This is a genomic window from [Empedobacter] haloabium (assembly GCA_008011715.2).
Taxonomy (GTDB): Bacteria; Pseudomonadota; Gammaproteobacteria; order Burkholderiales; family Burkholderiaceae_D; genus Rugamonas; species Rugamonas haloabia.
In genome coordinates this window covers 2,712,226-2,737,776 of sequence record CP136508.1, presented here as the reverse complement: position 1 = coordinate 2,737,776, position 25,551 = coordinate 2,712,226, and the positions used below count along the sequence as shown (strand labels likewise).

The 25,551-nt window shown below is 67.6% G+C and carries 25 protein-coding genes and 1 pseudogene; 5 read left to right on the top strand and 21 right to left on the bottom strand.

Annotated features, from left to right (window positions below; genetic code table 11):
- Window position 1: 1 nt before the first annotated feature.
- The 3 genes and pseudogenes from E7V67_012060 to phaC all read right to left on the bottom strand — a co-directional run bounded on the left by E7V67_012060 (window position 2) and on the right by phaC (window position 4,294).
- Entirely contained in the window at window positions 2-1,324 is a 1,323-nt protein-coding gene (locus tag E7V67_012060; GenBank protein WUR16266.1) for a GH1 family beta-glucosidase, read from the bottom strand.
- Between the two features lie 429 nt (window positions 1,325-1,753).
- Window positions 1,754-2,321 (bottom strand): annotated as a pseudogene (gene phaR, locus E7V67_012055) (polyhydroxyalkanoate synthesis repressor PhaR).
- 242 nt (window positions 2,322-2,563) lie between these two features.
- Window positions 2,564-4,294, bottom strand: a complete 1,731-nt coding sequence (gene phaC / locus E7V67_012050) for a class I poly(R)-hydroxyalkanoic acid synthase (GenBank protein WUR15800.1) — start codon at window positions 4,292-4,294, stop codon at window positions 2,564-2,566.
- Between the two features lie 51 nt (window positions 4,295-4,345).
- On the opposite strand from phaC, the gene E7V67_012045 reads away from it, so the two are divergent.
- Window positions 4,346-4,543 (top strand): hypothetical protein, encoded by a 198-nt coding sequence (locus E7V67_012045; GenBank protein ID WUR15799.1) that lies wholly within the window; start codon window positions 4,346-4,348, stop codon window positions 4,541-4,543.
- A 4-nt stretch (window positions 4,544-4,547) separates the two neighbouring features.
- On the opposite strand, the gene pgeF is transcribed toward E7V67_012045, so the two are convergent.
- Complete coding sequence (pgeF, locus tag E7V67_012040) at window positions 4,548-5,345, bottom strand: peptidoglycan editing factor PgeF (GenBank protein ID WUR15798.1); 798 nt, start codon at window positions 5,343-5,345, stop codon at window positions 4,548-4,550.
- Window positions 5,342-6,451, bottom strand: a complete 1,110-nt coding sequence (locus E7V67_012035) for an RluA family pseudouridine synthase (protein ID WUR15797.1) — start codon at window positions 6,449-6,451, stop codon at window positions 5,342-5,344. The genes pgeF and E7V67_012035 overlap by 4 nt, the downstream gene beginning before the upstream one ends.
- A gap of 66 nt (window positions 6,452-6,517) precedes the next feature.
- Between E7V67_012035 and E7V67_012030 the strand changes: the two genes are divergently transcribed.
- On the top strand, window positions 6,518-7,321 hold the full coding sequence (locus tag E7V67_012030) for an outer membrane protein assembly factor BamD (protein WUR15796.1): 804 nt from the start codon (window positions 6,518-6,520) through the stop codon (window positions 7,319-7,321).
- A 124-nt stretch (window positions 7,322-7,445) separates the two neighbouring features.
- On the opposite strand, the gene yaaA is transcribed toward E7V67_012030, so the two are convergent.
- The gene (gene yaaA, locus E7V67_012025) at window positions 7,446-8,210 is read right to left on the bottom strand and encodes a peroxide stress protein YaaA (protein WUR15795.1); all 765 of its coding nucleotides are present in this window, start codon (window positions 8,208-8,210) and stop codon (window positions 7,446-7,448) included.
- A 37-nt stretch (window positions 8,211-8,247) separates the two neighbouring features.
- Here yaaA and E7V67_012020 point away from each other — a divergent pair, with 37 nt between their 5' ends.
- The 3 genes from E7V67_012020 to E7V67_012010 all read left to right on the top strand — a co-directional run bounded on the left by E7V67_012020 (window position 8,248) and on the right by E7V67_012010 (window position 10,913).
- Window positions 8,248-8,706 carry a putative toxin-antitoxin system toxin component, PIN family gene (locus tag E7V67_012020; protein ID WUR15794.1) on the top strand — a complete coding sequence of 153 codons (459 nt, stop codon included), beginning with the start codon at window positions 8,248-8,250 and terminating at the stop codon, window positions 8,704-8,706.
- 63 nt (window positions 8,707-8,769) lie between these two features.
- Window positions 8,770-9,951 carry a pyridoxal phosphate-dependent aminotransferase gene (locus tag E7V67_012015; protein ID WUR15793.1) on the top strand — a complete coding sequence of 394 codons (1,182 nt, stop codon included), beginning with the start codon at window positions 8,770-8,772 and terminating at the stop codon, window positions 9,949-9,951.
- A gap of 2 nt (window positions 9,952-9,953) precedes the next feature.
- Window positions 9,954-10,913 carry an HD domain-containing phosphohydrolase gene (locus E7V67_012010; GenBank protein ID WUR15792.1) on the top strand — a complete coding sequence of 320 codons (960 nt, stop codon included), beginning with the start codon at window positions 9,954-9,956 and terminating at the stop codon, window positions 10,911-10,913.
- Between the two features lie 130 nt (window positions 10,914-11,043).
- On the opposite strand, the gene E7V67_012005 is transcribed toward E7V67_012010, so the two are convergent.
- The 15 genes from E7V67_012005 to E7V67_011935 all read right to left on the bottom strand — a co-directional run bounded on the left by E7V67_012005 (window position 11,044) and on the right by E7V67_011935 (window position 25,542).
- Window positions 11,044-12,168: a tetratricopeptide repeat protein gene (locus E7V67_012005; protein ID WUR15791.1), complete on the bottom strand. Its 1,125-nt coding sequence runs from the start codon at window positions 12,166-12,168 to the stop codon at window positions 11,044-11,046.
- Window positions 12,165-13,058, bottom strand: a complete 894-nt coding sequence (locus E7V67_012000) for an AAA family ATPase (protein ID WUR15790.1) — start codon at window positions 13,056-13,058, stop codon at window positions 12,165-12,167. Before E7V67_012000 ends, E7V67_012005 begins: the two co-directional genes overlap by 4 nt.
- Entirely contained in the window at window positions 13,058-14,827 is a 1,770-nt protein-coding gene (gene mshL / locus E7V67_011995; protein WUR15789.1) for a pilus (MSHA type) biogenesis protein MshL, read from the bottom strand. The genes E7V67_012000 and mshL overlap by 1 nt, the downstream gene beginning before the upstream one ends.
- Complete coding sequence (locus tag E7V67_011990; GenBank protein WUR15788.1) at window positions 14,824-15,210, bottom strand: MSHA biogenesis protein MshK; 387 nt, start codon at window positions 15,208-15,210, stop codon at window positions 14,824-14,826. The genes mshL and E7V67_011990 overlap by 4 nt, the downstream gene beginning before the upstream one ends.
- Complete coding sequence (gspM, locus tag E7V67_011985) at window positions 15,207-15,974, bottom strand: type II secretion system protein GspM (GenBank protein ID WUR15787.1); 768 nt, start codon at window positions 15,972-15,974, stop codon at window positions 15,207-15,209. Before gspM ends, E7V67_011990 begins: the two co-directional genes overlap by 4 nt.
- Entirely contained in the window at window positions 15,971-16,678 is a 708-nt protein-coding gene (locus E7V67_011980; protein ID WUR15786.1) for an MSHA biogenesis protein MshA, read from the bottom strand. Before E7V67_011980 ends, gspM begins: the two co-directional genes overlap by 4 nt.
- A complete protein-coding gene (locus E7V67_011975; GenBank protein ID WUR15785.1) occupies window positions 16,675-17,622 on the bottom strand; it encodes an agglutinin biogenesis protein MshI in 948 nt (315 codons plus the stop codon). The genes E7V67_011980 and E7V67_011975 overlap by 4 nt, the downstream gene beginning before the upstream one ends.
- Before the next feature lie 135 nt (window positions 17,623-17,757).
- On the bottom strand, window positions 17,758-20,868 hold the full coding sequence (locus E7V67_011970) for a DUF6701 domain-containing protein (GenBank protein ID WUR15784.1): 3,111 nt from the start codon (window positions 20,866-20,868) through the stop codon (window positions 17,758-17,760).
- The gene (locus E7V67_011965) at window positions 20,865-21,302 is read right to left on the bottom strand and encodes a pilus assembly PilX N-terminal domain-containing protein (protein ID WUR15783.1); all 438 of its coding nucleotides are present in this window, start codon (window positions 21,300-21,302) and stop codon (window positions 20,865-20,867) included. The genes E7V67_011970 and E7V67_011965 overlap by 4 nt, the downstream gene beginning before the upstream one ends.
- A complete protein-coding gene (locus E7V67_011960) occupies window positions 21,299-22,114 on the bottom strand; it encodes a prepilin-type N-terminal cleavage/methylation domain-containing protein (GenBank protein ID WUR15782.1) in 816 nt (271 codons plus the stop codon). The genes E7V67_011965 and E7V67_011960 overlap by 4 nt, the downstream gene beginning before the upstream one ends.
- A 2-nt stretch (window positions 22,115-22,116) precedes the next feature.
- Entirely contained in the window at window positions 22,117-22,653 is a 537-nt protein-coding gene (locus tag E7V67_011955; protein ID WUR15781.1) for a prepilin-type N-terminal cleavage/methylation domain-containing protein, read from the bottom strand.
- Entirely contained in the window at window positions 22,643-23,146 is a 504-nt protein-coding gene (locus tag E7V67_011950; protein ID WUR15780.1) for an MSHA biogenesis protein MshC, read from the bottom strand. The genes E7V67_011955 and E7V67_011950 overlap by 11 nt, the downstream gene beginning before the upstream one ends.
- Before the next feature lie 125 nt (window positions 23,147-23,271).
- The gene (locus E7V67_011945; GenBank protein ID WUR15779.1) at window positions 23,272-23,730 is read right to left on the bottom strand and encodes a type II secretion system protein; all 459 of its coding nucleotides are present in this window, start codon (window positions 23,728-23,730) and stop codon (window positions 23,272-23,274) included.
- Window positions 23,731-23,801: 71 nt separating this feature from the next.
- On the bottom strand, window positions 23,802-24,308 hold the full coding sequence (locus tag E7V67_011940) for a hypothetical protein (protein WUR15778.1): 507 nt from the start codon (window positions 24,306-24,308) through the stop codon (window positions 23,802-23,804).
- A 4-nt stretch (window positions 24,309-24,312) separates the two neighbouring features.
- Window positions 24,313-25,542 carry a type II secretion system F family protein gene (locus E7V67_011935; GenBank protein ID WUR15777.1) on the bottom strand — a complete coding sequence of 410 codons (1,230 nt, stop codon included), beginning with the start codon at window positions 25,540-25,542 and terminating at the stop codon, window positions 24,313-24,315.
- Between the last annotated feature and the right edge of the window lie 9 nt (window positions 25,543-25,551).

The following is a 25,551-nucleotide window of genomic DNA, read 5'->3' as shown; positions in this document are numbered from 1 at the left end:
GTCAGCCGCCTGCCCTGCGTCGGGCGAGGAAGTCGCGGATCAACTCCGCGCTGCGCTTGGGCGTGCGCCGCTGCGTGGCGTAGTCGACGTGGACGATGCCGAAGCGCCGCTCGTAGCCGTAGGCCCATTCGAAGTTGTCCAGCAGCGACCAGACGTAGTAGCCTCGCACGTCCACGCCCGCCTTGAGCGCCTCGTCCACCGCCGCCAGGTGGCGGTTCAGGTAGGCGATGCGCTGGCGGTCGATGACCGCGCCGTCCACCACCCGGTCGTCGCTGGCCATGCCGTTCTCGGTAATATAGATCGGCGGCAGATTCGCGTACCGGCGCTGGAAGCCGATCAGCAGGTCGCGCAGGCCGTCGGGATACACCTCCCAGCCCATCTGCGTGCGCTCGACGCCTGCCAGCGGCACTTCCACGTAGCCACCCTGCCCGTCCGCGCGCACATTGGTGCGGAAGTAGTAATTAATGCCCAGGAAGTCCAGCGGCGCGCCGATGATCGCCAGGTCGCCTTCCAGCACCGGCGGTCGCGCGGCCGGCCACAGTTCGTCATGCAGCACGGCCGGATATTCGCCGCGCAGCAGCGGGTCGAGCACCCAGTCGTTGTGCTGCAGCTCGAACAGCTGCGCCGCGCGCACGTCGGCCGGCGTGGCGCCATCGGTCGTGCCGCGGCCGACGTTGACGACGATGCCCTTCTGCGAGCCGGGGTCGTTGCGGCGCATTGCCGCCAGCGCCAGCCCGTGCCCCAGCAGCAGGTGGTGCATCGCTTCGTTCGCGGCCAACAGGTCGGCCTGGCCCGGCGCGTGGTGGCCGGTGCCGTAGCCCAGCATCGCCGAGCACCAGGGTTCGTTCAGCGTGGACCAGAAATCGACCAGGCCGGCCAGCTCGCGGCTGACCAGGTCCGCGTACTCGGCGAAGCGCTGGGCGGTCGCGCGGTTGCGCCAGCCGCCGGCGTCTTCCAGGTGCTGCGGCAGGTCCCAGTGGTATAGCGTGACGGAGGTGCGGATGCCGTGGTCCTTCAACTTTTGCAGCAGCTGGCGGTAGAACGCCAGCCCCTTCTCGTTCGGCCGGCCGGCGGCGTCCATCACGCGCGGCCAGGCGATCGACAGGCGGTAGGCATCCACGTTCAGGCTGGCCAGCAGGTCCACGTCCTCCTCCCAACGGTGGTAATGATCGCAGGCGACGGCACCGGTGTCGCCGTGCAGCACCTTCCCGGGCGTGGCCGAGAACGTGTCCCAGATCGACGGCAGGCGACCGTCTTCGGCCACTGCGCCTTCGATCTGGTAGGCCGCCGTGGCGACGCCCAGCAGGAAATCCGGGTGGCGCACGACCGAGCCGGCGGGTGGGTCGAAGCTGCTGCTCAGGGTGTTCTGTAGCACTGCGTCTCCTTCTGATGGGTTGGATTGGAAACGATTCCAGTTCCATGTGAAGATAGTAGCAGCGGCGAAATTGTCTGGTCAACAAATATTTGGCCGGTGTGGCAACGCTTCCACCGCACTGTGCAGGGCTTGATGCTTCTCGGCGGAATTAGTGACCCACACCATGGGGTCTGTCCCTGCAAAGGGACTGACCCCGAAGTTCGCAGTGGGTCGCGTGGGTCGCTTACAAACTTCGGGGTCAGTCCCCTACGGGGACAGACCCCAAGCTTTGGGGGCTAACCGGGGTCAGGTCTGGCAATGAGACATTTGTCCGATTGTCAGACCTGACCCCGGTTTAGGGGGCGTAAAAAAACCGGCGCGGGCCGGTTTTCGTGGGATTTACTTCTTCTCCGGCGGCGTCGTGGCCGGCGGCACGCCGAACGGGAACGCGCCGAACAGGCTCAGGCTCTGGTTCTGCATCTGCTCCTGCATCTGCACGAACAGGTTCTTGCTCTGGTCGATGTAGTTGTTCATCATGCCCTGCATGATCGGCGCCTGCACGTTCATGAACTGGGTCCACATCTCCGGGCTGAACGTCTTGCCGTCGAAATTGGCGGCGCTGGCGGTCAGGCGGCGCTGGATGTCGGTAAACGCCTGGATGTTCTTCTCCAGGTAAGAGCCCATCATGCCCTGCATCGCATGGCCGTAGTAGCGGATGATCTGCGCCAGTACGTCGGTCGAGAACATCGGCGCGCCGCTGGCCTCCTCTTCCAGGATGATTTGCAGCAGGATGCTGCGGGTCAGGTCCTCGTTCGACTTCGCATCGACCACCGTAAAACGGATCGGCATCGAGCACCAGCTGCTTGACGTCGGTCAGGGTGATATAGGAACTGGTCTGTGTATCGTAAAGACGGCGGTTCGGATACTTCTTGATCAAGCGTTCAGCACTTTTTTTTGCACTACTCATCACAAGTCCACTCATCCACTCAATGCGGCGCTGCCGCGCGCAGCCGGTCAAGGCTGCGAAAACTGCAAAAAGAGAGCGCTGCGAAAAGCGAACCGCGGTTCGCCTTGCCCAAGCCCGGTCGGCCTATTATAGAGTGAAAAAAACCACAGTTGGTGGCGGCGAGATAAGATTTTGCCTGATCTCGCCTATTTCCCGTACTTATCGGTCTTTATTACCACGCAACTAATAAATACGCACGCTTGTCAATCCGCCTTTTGCTTGACGTAGCGGCCCGGCGCCGGCTCGATGGGCTTGTATTTCGCATTGCCCAGCTTGGCCGGCGCCTTGACGTCCTTGCCGCCGTGTTCGGCCAGGAAAGCGGCCCACTCCGGCCACCAGCTGCCGGGATGCTCGGTCGCGCCGGCCAGCCAGCCATCCGCCGGCGCGCCGGCATCGGCGTTGGTCCAGTAGCTGCGCTTTTTCTTGGCGGGCGAGTTGATGACGCCGGCGATGTGGCCGGATGCGCCCAGCACGAATCGGTTGCGTTCGCGCCGGCCCGGATTGAGCAGCAGGGTCGAACCGTAGGCGGACTGCCACGGCACGATATGGTCTTCGCGCGACGCGTAGACGAAGGCCGGCGCGTCGATGGTGCTCAGGTCCACCGGCACGCCAGCGACCTTCAGCTTGCCCGGCTCCTTCAGGCTGTTTTCCAGGTAGGTATGGCGCAGGTACCAGCAGAACATCGGTCCCGGCAGGTTGGTCGAATCCGCGTTCCAGTACAGCAGGTCGAACGGCGGCGGCTCGTTGCCCTTCAGGTAGTTCGACTGCACGTAGTTCCACACCAGGTCGTTCGGGCGCAGGCTGGAGAAGGTGCTGGCCAGGTCGCGCCCGGCCATCAGGCCGCCCCGCCCCAATGCCTGCTCGCGCAACTGCACTTGCGGCTCGTCGACGAACACGGACAGCACGCCCGTGTCGGAGAAGTCCAGGAAGGTCGTCAGCAAGGTGACGCTGGCGGCCGGCTGCTGGCCGCGCGCCGCCAGCACGGCCAGGGCCGTGGCCAATAACGTGCCGCCGACGCAGAAGCCCAGCGTGTTCAGCTTGTCGGCACGCGAGATCTCCTGCGTCACGCGGATCGCCTCGATAGCGCCCTGCTCCACGTAGTCGTCCCAGGTGGTCTGGGCCAGCGACTGGTCCGGGTTGCGCCAGGAGACCAGGAACACGGTATTGCCCTGCTCGACGGCATAGCGCACCAGCGAATTATCCGGCTGCAGGTCCAGGATGTAGAACTTGTTGATGCACGGCGGCACCATCAGCAGCGGGCGCTCGTGCACGCTCGCCGTCAGCGGCTTGTACTGCAGCAGCTGGAACAGCGCGTTTTCGTACACCACGTGGCCTTCCGTCGTGGCCAGGTTGCGGCCCACCTCGAAGGCCTTCTCGTCCGACTGCGAGATATGGCCGCGGCGCATGTCCGCCAGCATATTGGCCAGGCCCTTGGTCAGGCTCTCGCCCTTGGTTTCGATCAGTTTCTGCTGCGCTTCCGGGTTGGTCGCCAGGAAGTTGGCGGGCGACATCGCGTCCACCACCTGCTGTACGGCGAAGCGGATCTTCTGTTTCTGGTGCGGCGACGCCTCCACGGCGTCGGCCATCGCGATCAGGAACTTGGCGTTGAGGAGATAGGCGGCCGCGTTGAAGGCGGTCACGGGATTGGCCGTCCACGCCTCCGACGCGAAGCGCCGGTCCTTCACCTGTGGCGCGCGGCCGGCCAGGAATTCCTGCCACAGGGCGCCGAATTCGGCGATGTATTCGTTCTTCAGGGTCTCCAGCACGTCGGGCCGGATACTGGCGCCGGCATCGCGCAGCAGTGCGGCGCCGGGCAGCGCGTCCATGTCGGGCATCATGCGGAACCAGGATTGCCACTGGTTCGGATCGCTGAACTGGGACATCCATGCGGTAGCGATCGCTTGCGGGTCGGGCATCGGGTCAGGCTTGTTCATTGGTGCATTCCATTTAGAATTGATCTTGTTACCGAAGACTTACTAAAAACGATGCTGATAGTCGCGCTTGCCTGGGTCTACGTCGTGCTGCTGATGGCGTTGACCGAACCTACGGTGGTGGCGGGGATGATGACGTTCCTGCTGTACTGTGCCCTGCCACTGGGCATTCTATTCTATGTGACGGGAGGCAAGCGGCGCAAACGCCGGCGCGAGCGGCAAGCCGCCGCCCGGCGCGAGCCGCCGCCATGAGGCATCACCGAATCCAGATGAGGCTGGCCTGGCGGCCCGTGACGCCGTCGCGGCGGAAGGAGTAGAAGCGGCCGGAGTTCGACACCGTGCAGAAGTCGCCGCCGGCGACGCGCTGCACGCCCACGCGCGCCAGCGCGATGCGGGCCAGCGCATACAGGTTGCACAGGTATTTGCCGGGGCGCTCGGGCAGCGGGATGAAGGCGGCGCGCACCAGGTCGACACTGCCTTCGGCGCGCGCCAGGAAGGCTTCCAGCACTTCCGGCCCCACTTCGAAGCGGGCCGGGCCGATCGCCGCGCCCAGCCAGGCGCGCAATTCGCCGGCGCCGGCCGCGCGCATCGTCGCCACCGACTGTTCCAGCACGCCCTCGGCCAAGCCGCGCCAGCCCGCATGCACGGCGCCGACCACGGTGCCGGCCGTGTCGCACAGCAGCACCGGCAGGCAGTCCGCCGTCAGGATGGCACACACCACGCCACGTTCGCGCGTAAAACTGGCGTCCGCCGTGGGCGTGACGCCGGCAATGGTGTCCACCGTGGACGCGTCCACGACGGCCGTGCCATGCACCTGCGTCAGCCAGACCGGCTCGGACGGCAGCTCGGCGCGCACGATGTCGCGGTTGCGCTCGACGCACCTGGGCGCATCGCCCACGTGGATCCCCAGGTTCAGGCCGCCCTTGCCCTGGCCGTCGTCATACGGCGGCGGGCTGACGCCACCGCGCCGTGTGGTGCACAGTACGCCGACCGTGGCCGGCAGGTCCGGCCAGTCCGGCACCAGCCATTGCGGCGCGTTGGAGGTTTTGCTCATTCGTCCTCGTCGTCGAAGTCGTCCGCATCGGCATAGTCGTCACCGATGACGGTTTCCGGGGGTTCCTCGATGCCCGCCTCGTCCAGCAGCGCGCGGAAATCGTCGGCCAGCGGCACGATCCATTCGCAGTCCTGGCCGGTGGCCGGATGCACCAGGCCCAGGCGCCGGGCCTGCAGGGCCTGGCGATGGAACACGCCCGTCAGGTGCGGCTTGCCGTAGACGTAGTCGCCTACCAGCGGGAAGCCCAGGTGCGCCATGTGGACGCGGATCTGGTGGGTGCGGCCTGTCTCCAGGCGGCACTGCACCAGGCTGACGGGACGGCGGTCCAGCTCGCCCGATTCCAGGCGCTGGTAATGCGTGATGGCCGGCTTCGAGCCCAGGCTGGTGGAGACCGCCATCTTGACGCGGTCTTTCTGGTGCCGGCCCATCGAGGCGTCGATGGTGCCCGACAGGCGCGGCGTGCCCCACACCAGCGCCCAGTACTCGCGCTTGACGGTACGGGCCTGCAGCTGGCGCACCAGGTCGGTCTGCGTGGGCAGGTCCTTGCCGATCACCATCAGGCCGCTGGTGTCCTTGTCGAGGCGGTGGACGATGCCGGCGCGCGGCACGCCGCCCAGCTGGGGCCAGCGATGCAGCAGGCCGTTCAGCAAGGTGCCGGACCAGTTCCCCGCCCCCGGATGCACGACCAGGCCGGCCGGCTTGTTGATGACGATCAGGTGGTCGTCCTCGTACACGACATCGAGGGCGATCTCTTCGGGAGCAAACGCCACGTCCTCCGGCGCCGCCTGCGGCAGCACGACGATCTTCTCGTCCCCGTAGACGGTGGCGCGCACCTTGGCCGGCTTGCCGTCGACGGTGACGAAGCCCTCCTCGATCCAGCTCTGCAGGCGGCCGCGCGAGAATTGCGGCACCAGTTTCGCGATGACCTTGTCGAGCCGCTCGCCGCAGGCTTCGGGCGTCAGTTGCAGCTCGATCGGCGCCAGCGGCGCGGCAAAGCCGGGCGCCTCGGCGGCGGGAAACTCGCCGTCGAAATCGGCGTCAACATCGTTGTCGAGGAGTGGATCGGGCAGTTGTTCGGCCGTATCCGGCACATGGTTCAAGTTCACAGCATTCCCATCGGCTATAATCAGCCTAGTGTAGTATCTTGTTTAAACGTCTTCTTGCACGAGAACATGCAAAAAAAAATCAAGGTGTTGGCAGCATCCGTAGCACTGCTCAGTTTGTCGGCCTGCGGCCTGTTACCTGAACAGGCCGATGAGACCAAAGGTTGGTCCGCAACGAAATTATACTCGGAGGCCAAGGAAGAAATGGCCGGCCAGCACTACGAGCGCGCAATCCAGCTGTATGAAAAGCTGGAAGCCAGCTACCCGTTCGGCGTGTACGCGCAGCAGGCGCAGATGGAAGTGGCCTATGCCCACTACAAGGCGCAGGACCAGGCGCAGGCCCTGGCCGCCGTGGAGCGTTTCATCAAGCTGCACCCGAATCATCCGAACGTCGACTACATGTACTACCTGCGCGGCCTGGTCAACTTCAATGACCAGCTGAGCCTGCTGAACTTCGTCTACGAGCAAGATCCCGCCGAGCGCGATCCGAAGGCCACGCGCGAAGCGTTCGCGGCGTTCAAGGCCCTGGTCGACAAGTTCCCGAACAGCAAATACACGCCGGACGCCGTCGACCGGATGAAGTACCTGATCAACGCGATGGCCAAGTACGAAGTGTACGTGGCGCGCTACTACTACCGCCGCGGCGCCTACCTGGCCGCCGCCAACCGCGCCCAGGACGCCGTGCGCGACTACCGCGACTCGCCGTCGATCGAGGAAGCGCTGTGGATCATGGCGCGCAGCTACGACAAGCTGGGCAACACCTCCCTGCGCGACGATACGATGCGGGTGTTCAAGCTGAACTTCCCGAACTCGAAGTTCCTCGAGGAGGGTGCGCCCAAAGCCGAGCGGAAGTGGTGGAAATTCTGGGGCTGATCCGGTTTTGGGGTCTGTCCCCAACGGGGACTGACCCCGGTTTTTATCGTTAACGCCAGCGTTACCAAAGAAAACCGGGGACAGTCCCCAAGCCTGAACCGCCAGCGGTGCGCTGGCAAACTCCTCAAGCCTTGCGGCGGAACACCCAGGTCGCATCGTTCGACGCCGTCGCGTCGAACGCATACCCATCCACATCGAACGCCTTCAACTGCTCCGGCTCGGTAATGCTGCGCTCGGCCGCATAACGCGCCAGCATGCCGCGCGCGCGCTTGGCGTAGAACGAGATGATTTTGTACTTGCCGTTCTTCCACTCCTCGAACACGGGCGTGATCACCGGCACATCCAGCTTGGCCGCCCGCACCGACTTGAAATATTCCTCCGACGCGCAATTGACCAGCCAGCGGGCGCCCTGCTCGCGCGCCGCCGCGTTCAGCGCCTCCGTGATCAGGTCGCCCCAGAATGCGTACAGGTCCTTGCCGCGCGGGTTCTTCAGCCGCGTGCCCATCTCCAGCCGGTGCGGGTGGATCAGGTCGAGCGGGCGCAGCAGGCCGTACAGGCCGGACAGGATGCGGATGCGCGACTGGGTGTAGTCCAGCTGTGGCGGCGCCATCGTGCGGGCGGACAGGCCGTCGTAGACGTCGCCGTTGAACGTCATCACGGCCTGGCGCGCATCGTCGAGCGACGTGCTCCACGACGCATAGCGGCCCACGTTCAGTGCGGACAGCGCGTCGGACAGGTCCATCAGCTCGGCCAGTTGGGCCGGCGAGAACTCGCGCAGCTGCGCGATCAGCTGTTCGGAATGGGCCAGGAAGGCCGGTTCGGTGGCGTGGTCGGTGGGGGAAGGCGACTCCAGGTCGAGACTTTTTGCGGGGGACAGCACTATCAGCATATGATTCGGTTCGTACTTCAAAACAAGAATTTCCCACATGATACCTGCTTTAGCTGAATCCTTGCCGCCGCGCATCGTCATCGACACCAACGTCTGCCTCGACCTGTTCGTCTTCCACGACCCGCGCTGGGCCGCGCTGCTGGCCGCCATCGAAAGCGGGGCCGTGGAGGCGATCACGCGCGCCGACTGCCGCGACGAATACAACATCGTGCTGCACTATCCGCACCTGCCGCTGGATGACAGCAGCCGCCCCGCCGCCGCCGCCCGCTTCGATGCGCTGGTCAAGCTCGTGGCGCCAGCCGAATCGGGCGTGCGCCTGCCCGTCTGCACCGACCCGGACGACCAGAAATTCCTGGAACTGGCGCGCGACGCCGGCGCCACCACCTTGATCACCAAGGACAAGGCGCTGCTGAAGCTGTCCAAGCGGCTGGCCAAGGCCGGCATGTTCGCCGTCATCCCGCCGGAGAAGTGGCAGCCGCCCGTGCCGGCGGCCTGACCAGCCCGCAAGCGCGGGTGCCTGCGCTAGAATGGTGTCGACCCGCTTTCCATGACAACGCCAATGACCAACGCAACCGCCGTCACTCCCGTCACGCCCGCCCTCGCCTCCAAACTGCCCGCCGTGGGCACGACCGTGTTCACCCGCATGTCCCAGTTGGCCGCCCAGCACGGCGCCGTCAACCTGGGCCAGGGCTTCCCCGACTTCCCGTGCGACCCGAAGCTGGTCGACATGGTGACCGAGGCGATGCGGGCCGGTTTCAACCAGTACCCGATGATGGCCGGCGCGCCCGTGCTGCGCAACGCCATCGCGGCCAAGATCGGCGCGCTGTACGGCCATGCCTACGATGCCGACAGCGAGATCACCGTCACCGCCGGCGCCACCCAGGCGCTGACGACGGCGATCCTGTGCTGCGTGCACCCGGGCGACGAGGTGATCATCATCGAGCCGGCCTACGACAGCTACCTGCCCACCGTCGAGCTGGCCGGCGGCGTGCCGGTGCTGGTGCAGATGGAAGTCGGGCCGGAAGGCTACCGGGTGCCGTGGGAGCGCATCGCCGCCGCCGTCACGCCGAAGACGCGCCTGCTCGTCATCAACACGCCGCACAACCCGACCGGCACCGTGCTGCGCCAGGCCGACATCGACGCGCTGACCGCCATCGTGCAAGGCACCGACATCCTGATCCTGGCCGACGAGGTGTACGAACACATGGTCTACGACGGTGAGCGCCACGAGTCGATGAGCCGCCATCCCGTGCTGGCCGCGCGCAGCTTCGTCGTCTCCAGCTTCGGCAAGACGTATCACGTGACGGGCTGGAAGGTCGGCTACGTGGCCGCGCCGGCGCCATTGATGGCGGAATTTCGCAAGGTACACCAGTACAACGTGTTCACCACCAACACCCCGATGCAGCACGGGATCGCGGCCTACATGGCCGATCCCGCGCCCTACCTGGAACTGCCGGCGTTCTACCAGCACAAGCGCGACCTGTTCCGCGCCGGCCTGGCGGACAGCCGCTTCGAGCTGCTGCCGGCGGACGGCACCTACTTCCAGTGCGTGCGCTACGGCGCCATCTCGGACCTGCCGGAAGCGGCATTCGCCGAGTGGCTGACCAGCGAAATCAAGGTGGCCGCCATTCCGGTGGCCGCGTTCTACCAGGGCGGCACCGAGTCCGGCATCGTGCGCTTCTGCTTCGCCAAGCAGGACGACACGTTGCGCCAGGCACTGGACCGCCTGGCCCGGGTGTGACGATGGATTCCGGCCCTGCGAGCATGCCGGGCACGGAGGCTTCCGTGCTGCGCGCCCTGGACGCCCTGGCCGGCCGGCTGGCGCACCAGCTGGCGCACCTGGACGACGCGCGCGAGGCCGGCCCCGGCCTGCGCGCGCTGGCCGCGGACCTGCTGCACACGGTGGACATGGGCCAGGACGTCGCGCTGGCCTGCGTGCTGCTGAACCAGATCGGCGGCACCTACCCGATCCGCCATTGCGTCGAGACGGCGATCGTCGTCGCTGTCGTGGGTCGCGGCCTGGTACTGCCGGACGCCACGCTGGCGGCGGTCGCAGCGGCCGCGCTGACGATGAACTGCGCGATGCTGGACGCCCACGACGATTTCAACCGCCGCGTCGCGCTGCCCGGCGTGCTGCTGTCCGGCGACGAGCGTGCGCGCCTGCGCAGCCATCCCGAGGACAGCGCCCGCACGCTGGCCTGCGCCGGCATCGGCGACGAGGAATGGCTGGCCTGCGTGCTGCACCACCACGAGGACGACGACGGCAGCGGCTATCCGCACGGCCTGCCGGGCCACGAGATCCCGCGCGGCGCGCGCCTGCTGCGCCTCGCCGACCGCTATTGCGCGTGCGTCTCGGCGCGCAACTACCGCCGCGCGCTGGCACCGGACGTGGCGCTGGCCGAGCTGCACGCGGAGCACGATCCGGTGCTGCGGGCAGCGTTTCATCGACACGTGGGCCGCTACCCGCCCGGCACGCTGGTGCAACTGACCGATGGCGGCATCGGTGTCGTCACCTACCGCCCCGCCATCGCGGGCGAAGGGCCGGAGGTGGCATGCCTGCGCGACGCGGCCGGCCAGGCGCTGGCCGTGCCGCGCGTGCACCGGCTGGCTTCCGAGGACGCGATCGCGCGGGCGTTGACGGAGGACGAGGCGGAGTTGCGGTTTGCCATGAAGGCGATCTGGGGCAGCCTGGCTGCGCGCTAAGCCTGCGGCGCATCGGGGTTGGGGTCTGTCCCTTCGGGACTGACCCCGGTTTCATTCGCAACGCATGCGTCCCGGATGAAAACCGGGGTCAGTCCCCATGCGGGGACAGACCCCAAGCCCGGACGCGGCGTTACTCCAACTGCCCCAGCTTGCGCTCGACGAACGCCTGCAGCTCCGGCGTCAACCCGGCCTGCCGCGCGCGCGTAAAGGCCGAGCGGGCCTCGGCGTTGCGCCGTTCGGCCTGCAGCGAAATCCCCAGCCCCATCCACCACACGCCGCTCTGCGGCGCCAGCCGCAGAGCGGCCTCGTACTGCTCGATGGCCTCGCGGTGACGCTGCTGGCGTTGCAGCGCACCGGCCAGGAAGGCGACGTAGTCGGCGTTGCTGGCAGCATGCGGCAGCGTGCGCCGCAGCGTCTCGACGGCGGCGGGGCCGTTCTTTTCCAGTTGCAGCCGCGCCAGCAGCATCGCCACCTGCGGCTGGTTCGGATTCAATCCCAGGCCCAGCTGCAGGTGGCGCTGGGCGTCCTCGCTGCGGCCGTTTTCCAGCAGCAGGCCGGCCAGTGTCTGGCGCGCCGCCTCGTGGCCCGGCTGCAGTGCCACCGCCTGCTCCAGCCCGGCGATGGCATCGGCCACCCGGCCGTCCTGCAGCGCGGCCAGCGCGCGGCGATAGCTGTTTTCCGCCTGGGGCTGCGCGGCGACCGCGCCGGCAGCCGGGATGACGGTGACGGCTGTTACCGTGCGCGCGCCCGCCGTGGGTTCGGCAGGCGTCGCGCGTGGCCGTGGCTCCTGGCGGCGCACGCGTGGCGCTGGCGCCGCCGCGGCAGCGTCTTGCTCCGCTGTCGACACCGGCGCAGGCGCCGCAGGGCCGGATGCAGCGGCTGCACTCGCAGCGGGCGCCGGAGCGACGGGCGCTGGCCCGGCCGGTTCGGCGCCGACCGCTACCGGTGTCGCGGGCGCCTCGGGGGCAGCTGGAACGGCCGGCGCGGCGACGGGCGCCGCAGCCTTCGGCGCGGCCGGCGCGGCACCGCCGCGCAGCGGCACCGGTGCGGCCACGGGCACGGGCACCGTGTGCAGGAAATACCACGCTACCCCGGCCAGCGCCGCTACCAGCACCCCGGCACCGGCACCGGCCGCGATGGCCAGCCGGCCATGGCGCGGCGCGGCGGCGACCGGGCGCAGGGCCGGCTCGTCCGCCCGTGCGCCGGCGCCGCCGCGCGCGTCCAGGTCCTGCAGCATTTTATTGATGATGCTCATCGTGTCAGCGCCATCGTGATGCCGCCCGCCAGCGAGGCGGCCACGGCCAGGCCGGCGAACCACGGCCAGGTGCGGCGCCGGGTGGCGCCGATGGTATCGCGCGCGGCCAGCGTCACATGCCGTTTCTCGACCTGCTGGCGGCCCTCGCCATAGGCCAGCATCAGCGCCTTGTTGGCGATGATGTTGATCAGGCGCGGGATGCCGCCGGTGGCATGGAACAGCGCGTTGACGGCACCCTTGGCGAACAGGCGCGCGCCGGCGAAGCCCGCCACGCGCAGGCGATGCGCGAGATAGAAGTCGAGGTCGTCGCGCCGCAGCGCGCCCAAGTGGTAATGGAAGGTGATGCGCTGGGCCAGCTGGCGGATCTGCGGGCTGGCCAGGTGCGCGTTCAGCTCCGGCTGGCCGAACAGCACGATCTGCAGCAGCTTGCGCTTCTCCGTTTCCAGGTTGGTCAGCAGGCGCAGCGCCTCCAGGCTGTCGATCGGGATCGCCTGCGCCTCGTCCAGGCACAGCACCACGTGCTTGCCGCGCGCCGCCAGCTCCAGCAGGCGCGCCGTCAAGGACTTGACCAGCTGGTGCTGCTCGACGTCGCGCGGCAGCGTGATCTCCAGCTCGTCCGCCAGCGCCAGCATCAGCGCGCGCGGCTCCAGGTAGGGATTCGGCACGTAGGCGGTGACGAACTCCTCGCCCAGCATCGCCATGAACTTGCGGCACAACAGCGTCTTGCCGGTGCCCACCTCGCCGGTGATCTTGATGAAGCCCTCGCCGTTGCGGGCCGCCACCAGCAGGGTGTTCAGCCCTTCCTGCGAATGCGGGCTGCCGAAGAAGAAGCTGGTGTCCGGCGTGATGGAGAACGGCACCTCGCGCAGGCCGAAGTGGGATTCGTACATCACTGGCTCCGCGCGGGGTCGAATTGCTGGAAGCGGCGCGCCGTGTCCTGCATGTCCTGCGTCATGCTGCCGGCGCCGTCGACGATGGTCGGCTTGATCAGCACCACCAGCTCGCGCTTCTGCATCGAGCTGTCCTTGTTGCGGAACAGCGAACCCAGCACCGGCACGTCGCCGACGCCCGGCAGTTGCGACCGGTCGCTGCTCATGGCCTGGCGCATCAGGCCGCCGATGGCGACGATCTGGCCATCCTTGCCGCGCACCATGCTGTCCATCTCCGACGTGCTGGACGCCGCCAGCGGCAGGTTCAGCGAGCCCGCGCTGCCCAGGTTGATCGATTTGTTGACGGTGCTGACCTCGCTGACGGACGGGTGCACGTGCAGCATGATGTGGCCGTCCTCGTCGATCTGCGGCGTCACGTCGAGCAGCACGCCGGAGAAGAACGGCTGCAAGGTCACGTTCGGCGTCGTCGTGTTGCCGCCCACGTTCGAGTTCGTCGTCGTGCTGATGCCCGTCACGTAGAACTCGTCCGTACCGATCTTCAGCACGGCCTTCTGGTTGTTCAGCGTGGCGATGCGCGGGCTGGACAGCACGTGCACGGTGCCCTGCGACTCGAGGAACGAGATCATCGCGGAGAAATTACTGGTCTGGAACGCCAGGCCGAACATCGTGCCCGCGGCGCTGGCCGCGCTGCCGAGCGCCGTGCCCGGCAGCGCGGAAATGCTGTTGGCGCCGCCGGTGCTCTGGACCACGCCCGCGCCGTTGTTCAGGGTGGACAGCGCCGTGCCCGGCGTGAGGATGCCGGCCGAGCCGCGGCTGTTGCCGCCCTGGCGGAATGCCGCCCAGTTGACGCCGGACTGGAAGCCGCTGTTGAGCTGTACTTCCAGGATCTTCGCTTCCAGGATCACCTGGCGCTCCACCGCCAGCCGGGTCGCGCGCAGGTACTGCTCGACGGCGCGCAGCTGCTCCGGCAGCGCGCGCACGACGATCACGCCGGACTGCGGGCTGATGATGACGCTGCGGCCGTCCTCGGCGCCGCCCACCAGCGCCTCCAGCGCGGCGCGCACCTCGCCCCAGAAATCGGTATCGGACGTGGTCTTGACGTTGCTGGCGTCCTCCTGCTGGGCCTGGGCGCCGCCCGGCATGCCGTTCTGGGTCTGGCCGTTGCTGGCCGGCGCCGAGTTGGCGCCGTTGGCGTTGTTGCCCTGGTTGGTCGCCACCGTGTTGATCGAGGTCGACGAAACCCGCACGTTCGAGCTGCCCTTGCGGTTGGCCGTCAGGTAGTTGACCTGGAAGATGCGCGACTGCATCGTCAGCGGCCGGATCGTGATGCGGTTGCCTTCGATGCGGTAGTCGTAGCCGTACAGCTCGCGGATCGCGTCCAGCGCTTCCGCTACCGTCACGTCCTTCAGGTTGGCCGTGATCGTGCCCGTCACCTCCGGGTGGATCAGCATGTTGTAGCGCGTGCCCGCCACGATCGAATTGAAGAACTGCTGGGCCGGCACGTTGTTCAGCGCCACGTTGAAGCGCTCCTCCAGCACGGCGCGGGCCTTCGGCAGCTGCGCCGCCAGCACGGGTGCGGGCGGCAGCAGCGCCGCCTCGACGGCCCCCGGCGGTGCCGGCTGCGCCGTCGTCTTGGCGGCCGCCTGCATCTGGCGGTTGATCTCGTCGTAGGTATCGCGGCGCGCGGCCGTGTCGCAGCCGGCCAGCACCAGCAGGCCGGCCAGGGTCGCGGCGATTCTCAAGGGATGCTTGCTCTCGGGCTTCGTCATTGCGTCTCTTTTTTTGCGTTGTTCTCGGGTTTGGGCGGCACGACGGCCACGGCCGGCGGCTTGCTCTGGTACAGCCTCAACACCTGGGTGGCGCGGCCGCGCCGCAGCACCACCTCGTTCTCGCCCAGCCGCTCGACCACGGCGCCATGCCAGCGGCTGCCCTGCCGTACCATTTCGCCACTAATCACGGCGACGCGGCGCCCGCCTGCCTCGCGCGAGACGAGGATCGACTGCAGCTCCGGCAGCGCGGCCCGGCTTGGCGCGGGCGCGGCGGCAGGATCGCCAAGCGAAGGCGGCGGCAGCGTCGGGTCGCCGGCCACCTGGGCGGCGGCGCCGGCCCCGCACAGCAGGCCGGCCAGCGCCAGCAGGATACGAAGCGTCACAGGGCTATCCATTTCTCGTCCAGGCTCAGCGTGTACAACGTCAGGGTCAGCGTGGTCTTGTCGTGCTCCGTCGCGTCCAGCACCGCCCGGCCCCAGAACACCTGGGCCGGCATGCGTTCCAGCGCCTCCATGTAGTTCACCATGTCGCCGTAGGCACCGCGCAGCACCACCTGCACGCCATGGCGGTACAGCAGCGGCCCGGCCTTGTCGTCCGCCTCGGGCACCGCCGGCGCCGGCGCGACCGGCGCCGGGGCGGCGCCGGGCGGCGTGGTCGTCAGGCTCGTCACCGGCAAGGCCGGGCCGGTCGGGTCCGCGGGCACGTCGGCGAAGTTGCCGTCGGTCGTGCCGGCCGGCGGCAAGGTCTTCAGCGACACCAGCTTCAGGCGCGCGTTCTGCTGCACCATCTGCTGCAACAGCGCACTCATGCGCGCGGGCGGCACCAGCGCTTTTTGCGTGTTGCGCAGCGATGCGCGCAGCGCGGCGTTGTCGGCGGTCAGGGTCGCGACCCGCTGGCGGGCGGCCGCGTCCGGATCGGCCCGGGCCGCCTCCAGCTTCTGGCCCAGTTCCACGTTGATGGCGGCCAGCCGCGCGCGCTGCTGCATGATCGATGTGCGCAGCGTGCGCTCGCGCGCGTTGGCCGGGTCGGTAAAGCCGAAGTACACGAGCGACACGATGGCGGCCACGCCGCCCAGCGCGATCAGCACCCGCTCGCGCACCGACAGCGCATCGATCTTGCCGGCCCACTTCAGCCATTGTTCCTTCATGGCGTGCCTCCCTGCCCCAGCGTGCGCGTGCCAGCCGCCTGCAGCGTGAATTCGACGTAGGGCGCGTCCACCGCGGCGGGGGGCGCGGCCGGCGCCGCCGGTGCGGCCGCTGCGGCGGCTGGCGGGGTGGCCTGCGCCTGCGCTTGAGGACTCAGCACCGGCCGGGCGATCTCCACATGGCCGAACGCCTTGCCCTGCAGTACAGGCTGGCGCGCCAGACCGTTCAGGTAGCCAGGCAGCAGTTCGGCCTGCAGGGCCCGCCCGCGCAGGCCAATATCGGCCTGCGCGCCGTCGATCTCGACGCCGGTCAGCCACAGGCCGCTGACCCGGCCGCGCGCCAGCGCCTGGAAGTATTCGGAATAGCCGTGCGGGTTGCCGACCCGGTTCTGTTCCAGGATGTCGGCCACCCCGTGCAGCGCGCGGTTCTCGGCCTCCGCCTGGGTCAGTTGCAACTCGACTGCCGCATCCTTGGAACGCGGCACCAGTTGCGCCAGCGCCGTGTCGCGCCGCGTCTCCGCGGCCTTGACCTGCTCGTTCAGCCGGGCCACCTCCTTCTCGAGCGTGACGACGCGGCCGCGCGCCGCCACGGCGAAGGCCAGCGAGCCGAACAGCGCAGCGCCGAGCATCAGCACCAGGGCCGGCGCCGTCAGGTAGCGCTTTTGCTTCTGGAAGCGCGGGTTGAACAGGTTGATCTGCTGGCTCATGCGGCCGCTCCCGTGCCAGCCTCGCGCAGCGCCGCGCCCACGGCCAGGAAGAAGCCGTTCTGCATGACCGGATCGCGCAGTTGCGGCACCTGCTCCAGGTCCAGCACGGTGTCCAGGTCCAGCATGTCGACCGGCAGGTACATATTGCTGGACAGGTAATCGTGCAGGCTGGTGCCGCCAGTGGGCGCCAGCACCAGCTTCGACACGGCCACGTACTGGAACTGCCGCTCGAAGTTGTCCAGCGAGCGCTGCAGCTCCAGCGCGATGCGGTCGAAGTGCTGCTGGCGCTGCTCGGCCGCACCTTCCACCTGGGCCAAGGTGATGTCCATCCGGCGCGCCAGGTACAGCTCGCCCTTGAACGTGACGGTCAGCAGGCCCCCGCCGGCGTCGAACGACAGCATCGCCAGCCCGCGTCCTTCCGGCTCCAGCAGTGCCGAGATATTGCGCTGCGCCATTTCGGCGAGGTCGATGGCCTCCAGCGGCACCTTGGCTTCCGCATACAGGTTCTGGTGCGCCTCGATGACGGGGTTGCGCGCCACCGCCGCGAACACGTGGTGATTGTGGGTGGCGCCGTTGCTGGCGACGGGAATGTCGACCACGTCGATGGTGGCATCGCTGACGGGAAAGTCGATCATGTCCTTCAGGCGCCAGCCGACGGCCGTCTTCATCTCGGCGGCCGGCACGTTGGGCGCATCCAGCGACAGCAGCTGGTAGGCACCGAACGGCAGCACGCTGGCGCAATGGTGCTGGCCGGCATGCAGCTCGCGGCCGACCCGCGTCAGCAGCGCCGCCAGCTCATCGATGCCACCCGGATGGAAGGCGCAGGCCAGCACGGTTGGCTTGCCGGCGCCGCCGCGCCGCACCACGGCCGCGTGCACACCCTCGCCCGCCGGCACCATCGCCAGCCAGCCGTCCTTCTTCCTTGCCTTGTGCCAGAACGCCATGCGTGTCGTCTGCTCCGATGTTGGTGGCTTGCGCCTTGATTATATTCAAGATGAGCCGTCTGTCCCGCCCAGGCGTGCGCCGTGCGCGACATTTTATGGACTCCGCCATGCAAGGCAATGGCGAAAAGACATGCTTCAGTACATCTCTCGTATATATGTGTAAATATTTGGCGAGCGCACGGTGCCATACGTGAGCGTGCCTTCCATGCTGGGCAGCCAAGTCGGATGGTTCAGCCACATCTTGACCGAGCCGCTGCTGCCCACGCCAGGCGCCGCCAGCTTGACATTGGCGGTGCCGGCCGAGTACGCCCCCGACGTCGTGGCATCCACCTTCGGTGTCAGCCGGCAGCCCGACGCGCCCACCAGCGCGGTGCAGGACGAGAACGCCACGTCCGCCGCGGCGAACGCGCTGCTCGAATCGGACGTGCTGTCGTACCAGCCGTTGAACGTGTTCAGGGTGCCGTAGAACTGCGCCTTGACCGGCACCGTGATGGCCTGGTCGGCGGCGGCCTGCATCGACGGCACGTAGGTGCGGCCGGCCACGATGCGCACGCCGCCCTCGACCGTGGCGCTGCCCCGCTTGGACGTGACGTTGTCCCAGCCCGCCACTTCGGCGGCGCGCAGATAGGCCGAGATCGGCAGCGCCCAGCTGCTTGCCGTGCTGCCGCGCGCGTAGCTGACGGCGCTCGGGAACGTATAGGTGGCGGTGGCGCTGGCTTCGCCGGCGGTAAAGCGGCTGGCGGTCAGCGTGGTGGTGCCGCCGAACACCGATTTCGTCGTGCCCGACACCGGCGTGTCCTGCACCGTGGTGCCGTTCGGCGCGGTGTAGGCGCCCAGGTTCACGTCGTGCGCCAGCTCCAGCCGGTAGTTGCGCAGCACGGTGTTGGCCATTCCCATCGCGCTGACCTTGTAGCTGAACGGCTGGCCCGAATACGCCATTGTCTTGATCTCGCTGACCGGCGCCGTGACGCCCGTCGGGCAGCCGGCCGCCGGCACGCACTCCATCGGCCCCGTCACGGTGACGTTGAACCAGGCCGGGTAGAAACGCCCCACATTGACGGAGGCCGCGAATACATTGCCGCTGCCCAGGTAGTCGCGCGAGACCAGCTGCGCGTCCAGCTGCAGCACGCCCACGTCGTCGTAGGCGAAGTCGCTGCCGGAGGCGGCCCCGCCGGAGAACGCGCCGAACGAACCGCGCATCGTCACCGGCTTGAACCAGTCGTCCGGCACGCGGTCTGCCACCATCGCCGGCAGCGGCGCGCCGCCCTCGATCTTCGCGGGCGTGGCGATCACCGCCACCGCCACCGGCTCCGTCTCCCGGCCGAAGTTGGGCGCCGGCGTGCTCAAGCCCACCATGCGCGCCTGCACCGACATCGAGAACTGCTCGCCGGCGCGCACGAAGCGCGTTTCCGTCGCGCTGGTCGGCGTCTTGGCGGTGTTCATCGACGACGGCAACAGCACCAGCTTTTCCGGGCGCGACACGAACGACCCGGTGGTGCCCATGCGCCCGTCCTTGTCCGACATCAAGAGCTCGACCCGGCCCACGTCCTGGTAGCGCAGCTGGAATTCGACCTTGGTGCTGGGGGTCTGGCCGCCGAAGACGATGTTGTTCAGGCCACTCCAGGTGGGCGACGCCTGCGCCGGGATCGCGCCGTTCGGCTCGCACAGGGGCAAGGTCAGCACCGTGCTCGAGATGTTGTAGGTGGCGCGCACGCCGGCATTGGTGGTGGGGTTGTGGCAGGACAGCGCGAATTTCATCGGCAACGTCGTGTCGTTGTTGGCCATCGCCGTCGGCACCCCCTTGACCACGTAGGAGATGAACATGCGCAGGTCCGTGTTGGCCAGCGACGGGTCGAAGTTGACGGGCTTGCAGGTCTGGGCCGGGTCGCCGAACGGCTTGCCATGCACGCAGATCGAGTCGGTGTACATGAACTGCGGCGTGAAGTCGGCCACGCCGGCGCGCACGCTGACGGTGGCCGTGTTGTTGGCGTCGTAGTAGTCGAACAGCGGCCCGCCGACGGAAGCGCTGTTGGTGATCAGGCCCGTCACGCCGCGCACGGGCGTCACCGGAATCGTGATCGGCGGCAGCGTCTCGCCCACCGCCATGGTCTTGCTGCGGTCATAGGTGCAGGTCACTTTTTGCCCGTCCTTGCCGCAGGTCCAGCCGCTGCCGGTCGGCGTGCCGACGATCAAGGAAGCCGGCAGCATGTCCTGCACGACGATGGGCCCGGATTCGGCCAGCGGGCCATTGTTCGTCACGGTGATCGTGTAGGTCGTCGGCGTCGATTCGATCAGCGGGCCGTCCACCGTCATCGCAATCGCACGGTCGGTCGCCAGCACGTTGGGCGCGGCGATGATCTCGGCGTTCATCAGCACCAGGTCGGCGCCCGATTCGTAGATGGTCTTGGCCGAGGTCTGGCCGGCCGCGATCGTCGGGCTGGCCACGGTGTAGGCATCGAAGTCGATGCCGTACGAGGTCTGGTCGTTGTTGATGTTGCTGACCGAGTTGAACTGGTTGCCGACCGGGTTCAGGCTGTCCTTCATCGCCACGCCGTTGAACGACAGGTTCTCGCCGTCCTGGCCCAGGGTGGAGTCGCCTTCCCAGGTGATGTGGCCGACCCGGCCGGTGCCCACCGGCGAAGGCGTGAGGAAGTTCGCCAGGGTCAGCTCCACGCGCGAGTTGCGGATGTACTGGAAGCCTTCGTACACGTTCAGCACGCGGAACGGGTCGCCCTTGCTGTTGCTGTCGTAGATGACCAGCAGCTGGAAGCCGCCCAGCACGCCCTGCACGCTGCAGAACAGCGAGCTGCTGTCGACCGACAGGCCGCTGGCCGTGTAGGTGGCGTTGCCGCGCGCCTTGACACGCTCCGTCACGTCCACCGCGCCGGCGAAGAAGTTGTAGCCTACCGTCGCCGAGCTGTACTGACGGTTGGTTGGCGCCGTATAGCTCTGGTCGTCGAACGTGATCGTGTAGTCCGGCGTCGCACCGGAGCCGGCCCAGTACAGGTAGGCCGCCAGCACCGTGGCCCCGCTGGGGATGCCGGACAGCGTCATCGACAGCGACTTGACGAGCGCGCAGGCGTCGCTGCCGTTCGACCTGGCGCGCAGTGTTTCCTGGGTGCCCGTGAAGTTGACGTAGCCGGCGTAGCTCTTGAACAGCGTGATGGGGGTATCCGCCCGGGCGGGCGATGTCGCCAGCAACAGGCAGGCGGTGAGCAGCCGGGCCAGCAGCATGCAGCGCCTCATAGCGTGGCCTGCACGACGCGCTGCACGTAATCGGGCCCCGGCGCCGGGTTCGGGCACGCACCGCTGCTCGGCTGGTTGCAGGCGGTGGCCGTGATGCGCACGGGTTTCAGGTCGGTGACGCCATCGGCCATCAGCACCTGGGTCTGCGCGCATTGCACCGTCACGGTGAAGCCGGCCAGCGTGGCCGGCAGGGCCAGGTTGGTGGTGACGCAGCGCTTGTTGATGGCCAGGTCGTACATGGCGAAATCGACGCCGGAGCGCGCGGCCTCGTAGGCGCGCGCGCCCAGCACGTCGTAGGCGGCGCTGGTGTGCTGCACCGTGGTCAAGGTGACGACGGCCGCGCCGATCCCGGACAGCACCACCAGCAGGAAGATGGCGGTGACGAGGGAGACGCCGCGGCTGCGGCGCCGGCGCCGCGCGATAACATGGTTCATGGCAGGTTCTCCACCTGGGTCTGGCGCACCAGGCTGATGGCTTCGCCGCCGGCGGACGTCAGCCGCAGCGAAGCCGTGACGAGCGCCGTGCCGGCCTGGGTCGGCAGCGCCACGCTGCCGAACGCGCATTGGGCGCGGGTCGCCACCATGTTGGCGGCGCCGATGGCCGGCGCCGCCGGGGTCGGGATGGCACGGATGTAATGACGCAGCAGCTGCCCGCTGCCACATGCGTAGGTGACGGTGCCGGCAACGACGCGGAAGCGGTAAGGCGATGGCGACTGCGTGCCCAGGTTGTTGGCGCGCAAGGTGACGCGACTGCCGGCGATCGACGCGATCTCCGCCACGTTGTCGCGCGCGTCCGCATACACGTCGGCCGGTGCGACGCCGGTATTGTTGATGACCAGCAGGTCGTTCGGCAGGATCGCGGCCCGGCCGGTCGGCGCGGGACCGACGATGTCGAACTGCAGCGAGGTCCTGTCGAAGCGCAGCGGCAGGATCGCCGGCGGCGGCGCGTCGTTGACGTCGACGTAGCGCCCGCCGGACTTGGTCAGCACGAAGGTCAGGGTGGTGCCGCCATTCGTGACCTTGACGGTGTTGGGCAGCGCCAGGCGCAGTTCGCGGTTGATGCGGCCCAGCGCGGTGTCGGCCGCGTCGGCCAGGGCGATGCGCTCGGCCGTGTCGGCATAGCCCTGCACCGGCAGGCGGATGAAAACGGCCGCGAATGTGGCGACGATGCCCGTGATGACGATGACGACAATGGCCTCGACCAGGGTGAAGCCGCGGCAGCGATGGGGAGTCGGACGGCGCGTCATGGTCAGAAGCGCGTGCGCACGGTGTGCAGCACGACGTCGGTCGGGCCGCCGTAGCTGACCGCCACGGTGATCAGGAAGGTATCGGTGGCCGGAATGCCGGCAAAAGCCGCCGGCTGCGTGACGGTGACGCTGGTGGTGTAGCCCGTCGGGAAGGCGTTGCCGGCGGCATCGGTCGCGTAGTTGACGGGCTGGCCCCACTGGGTGATGTAATCGTTGACGTTGTCGTAGGGCCGTCCCGCCGTGCCTTCGCGGCCCGGATTGTCGGGCACGGCGCAGGTGGCGCCGGGCACGCCGTAGTTAACGGTGTCGGAGATGTCGCACAGCGCCGTGCCGGCCGAGCGGATCTCGTTCATCAAGCCCTCGGCAATGGCCAGCGCCTGCTTCTGCCGCATCGGATCGGCACTGCGGCCGGTATTGATGGCGATCACGCCCAGCACGCCGACGACGGCCACGCCGACGATGACGATAAAGATGACCAGCTCGATCATCGTCAGGCCGCGCTGGCGCCGCGGCAGCATGGACGGGAGCTCAATGGACATAGCCGGTGCTCCCTTCGATGGTGGTGCGCAGGGTCACGCCGTTGCCGGTGATATCGACGGCCAGCGCGGCCGGAAAGGTGGACACCAGGGTCGGTTGCGCATCCGCCACATTGAACGGCGTGCCGACCGCGTCGAAATAGAAGGTGCCGGCATTGGTCATCGCGACGCCGTCCGGCAACCCTTCGCAGGCCCAGGCCGCATCGTAGATATTAGTGGCGGGATTGCGGCAGCGCTGCGTGGTGGCGGCGCTGCCGCTGTTGCCGCCCGCCGGCGCGGCCACGCGCGCGGCGCAGGCAGCGTCGTAGCACAGCGCCACGCTGCTGCCGTTCAGGCGCACGAACACGCTGCGGTTTTGCGCGATGGCCAGTTTCTGGCCGTAGCGCACCAGGGTGGCCAGCTGGTTGGCATAGCCGGAGGCGTCGAAATTGGTGCGGCTGAAGAAGCGCTGCCCGGCGAACGCGCCCAGGATGCCGATCAGCATGATGACGATCACGAGCTCGACGAGCGTAAACCAAACTGCCCGGGCTTGCGGCCGGGCAGTCGGAAAGTCGGTTTAATGACGAGCACGTTGTTCACGTGACGATTATGCCCGCCCCAGCGGGGCGGTCAATCGAATTATCAGCAGTTGCCGAGTGCCGGGGTCGTGACGACCGGCGGCGTGGTGGCGTTTTGCGCCTGGGTGTAGGTGAAGCGGCAGGTCGCGACGGTGTTGTCGGCGATCGTGGCGACGCCTGCGGCTTCCGTCACGGTGTAGTCACCACCCAGGCCGGCTGCGGTGGCGATGGCCGCCGCGGTCGGGTAGTTGAACGCCATGCCGATGTTCTGGCCTTCCATTGCCACGGTCGCCGGCGTGCCGCCGACCACCAGGGCCTCGCCGCGGGCGATGTTCATTGCGCTCTGCACGGCGCCACGGGCAGCCTGCATCTTGGCGAAGCGGGCGTTGTCGCCCATGTCGGCAAAGCGCGGCAGCGCGGTGGCGGCCAGGATGCCGAGGATGACGATCACGACGATCAGTTCGATCAGGGTGAAGCCGGACTGGTTAGCGCGAACGTTCGAACCGATTTGTTTGAATTGCATGTGAAACTCCCAACGAAGAATGAAAATAAGAATGTGTGACGGAAGCTACACGAGGATGATGATCATTCTGTTCAACCGTCTACCTGATTAAGGACGACCCCAGCGCTGCGTGGCGGAGTCCCTGGCGGCTTGGCGTTGTTCGTGGGCAAGCGAATGAATTCTACCTTGAACCCCCACCGTTCTACTGTTCCCGTACGAAAACTTTTATTTCGCGTGAATACATAGACAAGTTTCTGTTGTTTTCTGTCGAAATACCAGCTGCCGGGGACCAGTTCCGTGGTCCGAATGTCGTCCGTCTCGCCCTGGTAGCCGATCGGCGCGTGCCGCAGCAACGTCACCGGGTTACTGCCCACCAGCGCGCGCAGCTCGTCCTTGTTGCCGCTGATCTCGGCCGCCAGCACGCGGCTGGTCAGCGCACTGCGCATGTTCTCGACCTGGTGGATCACGCCTTCCCGTTCGGCATCGGCGCGGTAGCGCAGCAGGCGTTCCAGCAGCAAGCCGGTCAGGATCGCGAAAACGATGGTGCAGACGCCGAACTCGAGCAGCGAAGCGCCCCGTTGCTGTTGCGTGAAAGCCACAGCGTCAACCCTTCAGGGCGGCCCGGCCCAGGTCCCAGATCGGCAGGAAGATGCCCAGCGCCAGCACCAGCACCATGGCGCCCAGGAAGGCGATCAGGATCGGCTCGATCTGGCTGGACAGGGTCTTCAGCTCGTAGTCGACTTCGCGCTCGTACATCTGCGCGATCTCGTCCATCAGGTCGTCCAGCGAGCCCGATTCCTCGCCCACGGCGATCATCTGCAGCACGACGGGCGTGAAGATGCCGGCCGTCACGGCCGTGCGCAGGATGCTTTCGCCCCGCTCCACGCTGTCGCGCATGGTGTCGACCCGCTGGGACAGGTGGGCGTTGTCGACCGTTTGCGACACCACCGTCAGGGCCTGCACGATGGGCACGCCGCTTTTCGACGACAACGCGAAACTGCGCGCGAAACGGGCCATCGTGGCCTTGTGGACGATCTTGCCGGCAATCGGCATGCGCAGCTTCCAGCGGTCCCACTTCAGGCGCCCGGCCGGCGTGCGGACCCAGCGCACCAGTGCCACCGCGGCAGCCGCGGCCCCGCCCAGCAACACATACCAGTAGTCGACGGTGAAGCGCGAGCCGGCGATCAGGATGCGTGTCATCAACGGCAGCTCGGCGTGCAGGCTCTCGAATACCTTGACGAACTGGGGAATGACGAAGATGTTGACGATAAAGATCGCCGCCACCATGGCAACGATGACGAACGAGGGGTAGCGCACGGCGCTTTTCACGCGCCCGCGCATCTCGCGGTCGAATTCCAGGTGCTCGAACAGGCGCAGCATGACTTCGTCCAGCCGGCCCGTCATCTCGCCCACCCGCACCATGGACAGGTAGAAATTGTTGAACACCGTCGGGTGGCGGCGCATCGCGGCCGACAGCTCGCGGCCCGCGTCGAGCGACTCGCGCAGGTCGCGGATGACCTTGGCGAACGACTTCGAAATGGCCGATTCCTGCAGGCCGGCCAGGCCGCGCATGATCGGCACGCCGGCCTTCATCAGGGTGTACATCTGGCGCGAGAACAGCTGCACGTCCAGCGACGTGACCTTCTTTTCCGTCAGGCGGGCCCACCAGCCTTCGCCACCCTGCCCTTGCGGCTGGCGCGTGGCGACGATCTCGACCGGTGTCGCGCCGGTCCCCATCAACTGGTCCGCCACCGCTCCCGGGTCGGCGCCTTCCAGCACTCCCTGCAGCAGCTCGCCGCGCATGTCGCGCGCCTTGTAGGCGAAGAAAGGCATCGGCTAGTC

What these genes read in the sequence shown, in the direction of transcription:
- phaC (WUR15800.1), bottom strand. Translation starts at nt 4,294, where the DNA reads ATGAACAAGCCTGACCCGATGCCCGACCCGCAAGCGATCGCTACCGCA.
- E7V67_012045 (WUR15799.1), top strand. Translation starts at nt 4,346, where the DNA reads ATGCTGATAGTCGCGCTTGCCTGGGTCTACGTCGTGCTGCTGATGGCG.
- pgeF (WUR15798.1), bottom strand. Translation starts at nt 5,345, where the DNA reads ATGAGCAAAACCTCCAACGCGCCGCAATGGCTGGTGCCGGACTGGCCG.
- E7V67_012030 (WUR15796.1), top strand. Translation starts at nt 6,518, where the DNA reads ATGCAAAAAAAAATCAAGGTGTTGGCAGCATCCGTAGCACTGCTCAGT.
- yaaA (WUR15795.1), bottom strand. Translation starts at nt 8,210, where the DNA reads ATGCTGATAGTGCTGTCCCCCGCAAAAAGTCTCGACCTGGAGTCGCCT.
- E7V67_012020 (WUR15794.1), top strand. Translation starts at nt 8,248, where the DNA reads ATGATACCTGCTTTAGCTGAATCCTTGCCGCCGCGCATCGTCATCGAC.
- E7V67_012015 (WUR15793.1), top strand. Translation starts at nt 8,770, where the DNA reads ATGACCAACGCAACCGCCGTCACTCCCGTCACGCCCGCCCTCGCCTCC.
- E7V67_012010 (WUR15792.1), top strand. Translation starts at nt 9,954, where the DNA reads ATGGATTCCGGCCCTGCGAGCATGCCGGGCACGGAGGCTTCCGTGCTG.
- E7V67_012005 (WUR15791.1), bottom strand. Translation starts at nt 12,168, where the DNA reads ATGAGCATCATCAATAAAATGCTGCAGGACCTGGACGCGCGCGGCGGC.
- E7V67_012000 (WUR15790.1), bottom strand. Translation starts at nt 13,058, where the DNA reads ATGTACGAATCCCACTTCGGCCTGCGCGAGGTGCCGTTCTCCATCACG.
- mshL (WUR15789.1), bottom strand. Translation starts at nt 14,827, where the DNA reads ATGACGAAGCCCGAGAGCAAGCATCCCTTGAGAATCGCCGCGACCCTG.
- gspM (WUR15787.1), bottom strand. Translation starts at nt 15,974, where the DNA reads ATGAAGGAACAATGGCTGAAGTGGGCCGGCAAGATCGATGCGCTGTCG.
- E7V67_011980 (WUR15786.1), bottom strand. Translation starts at nt 16,678, where the DNA reads ATGAGCCAGCAGATCAACCTGTTCAACCCGCGCTTCCAGAAGCAAAAG.
- E7V67_011975 (WUR15785.1), bottom strand. Translation starts at nt 17,622, where the DNA reads ATGGCGTTCTGGCACAAGGCAAGGAAGAAGGACGGCTGGCTGGCGATG.
- E7V67_011970 (WUR15784.1), bottom strand. Translation starts at nt 20,868, where the DNA reads ATGAGGCGCTGCATGCTGCTGGCCCGGCTGCTCACCGCCTGCCTGTTG.
- E7V67_011965 (WUR15783.1), bottom strand. Translation starts at nt 21,302, where the DNA reads ATGAACCATGTTATCGCGCGGCGCCGGCGCCGCAGCCGCGGCGTCTCC.
- E7V67_011960 (WUR15782.1), bottom strand. Translation starts at nt 22,114, where the DNA reads ATGACGCGCCGTCCGACTCCCCATCGCTGCCGCGGCTTCACCCTGGTC.
- E7V67_011955 (WUR15781.1), bottom strand. Translation starts at nt 22,653, where the DNA reads ATGTCCATTGAGCTCCCGTCCATGCTGCCGCGGCGCCAGCGCGGCCTG.
- E7V67_011945 (WUR15779.1), bottom strand. Translation starts at nt 23,730, where the DNA reads ATGCAATTCAAACAAATCGGTTCGAACGTTCGCGCTAACCAGTCCGGC.
- E7V67_011935 (WUR15777.1), bottom strand. Translation starts at nt 25,542, where the DNA reads ATGCCTTTCTTCGCCTACAAGGCGCGCGACATGCGCGGCGAGCTGCTG.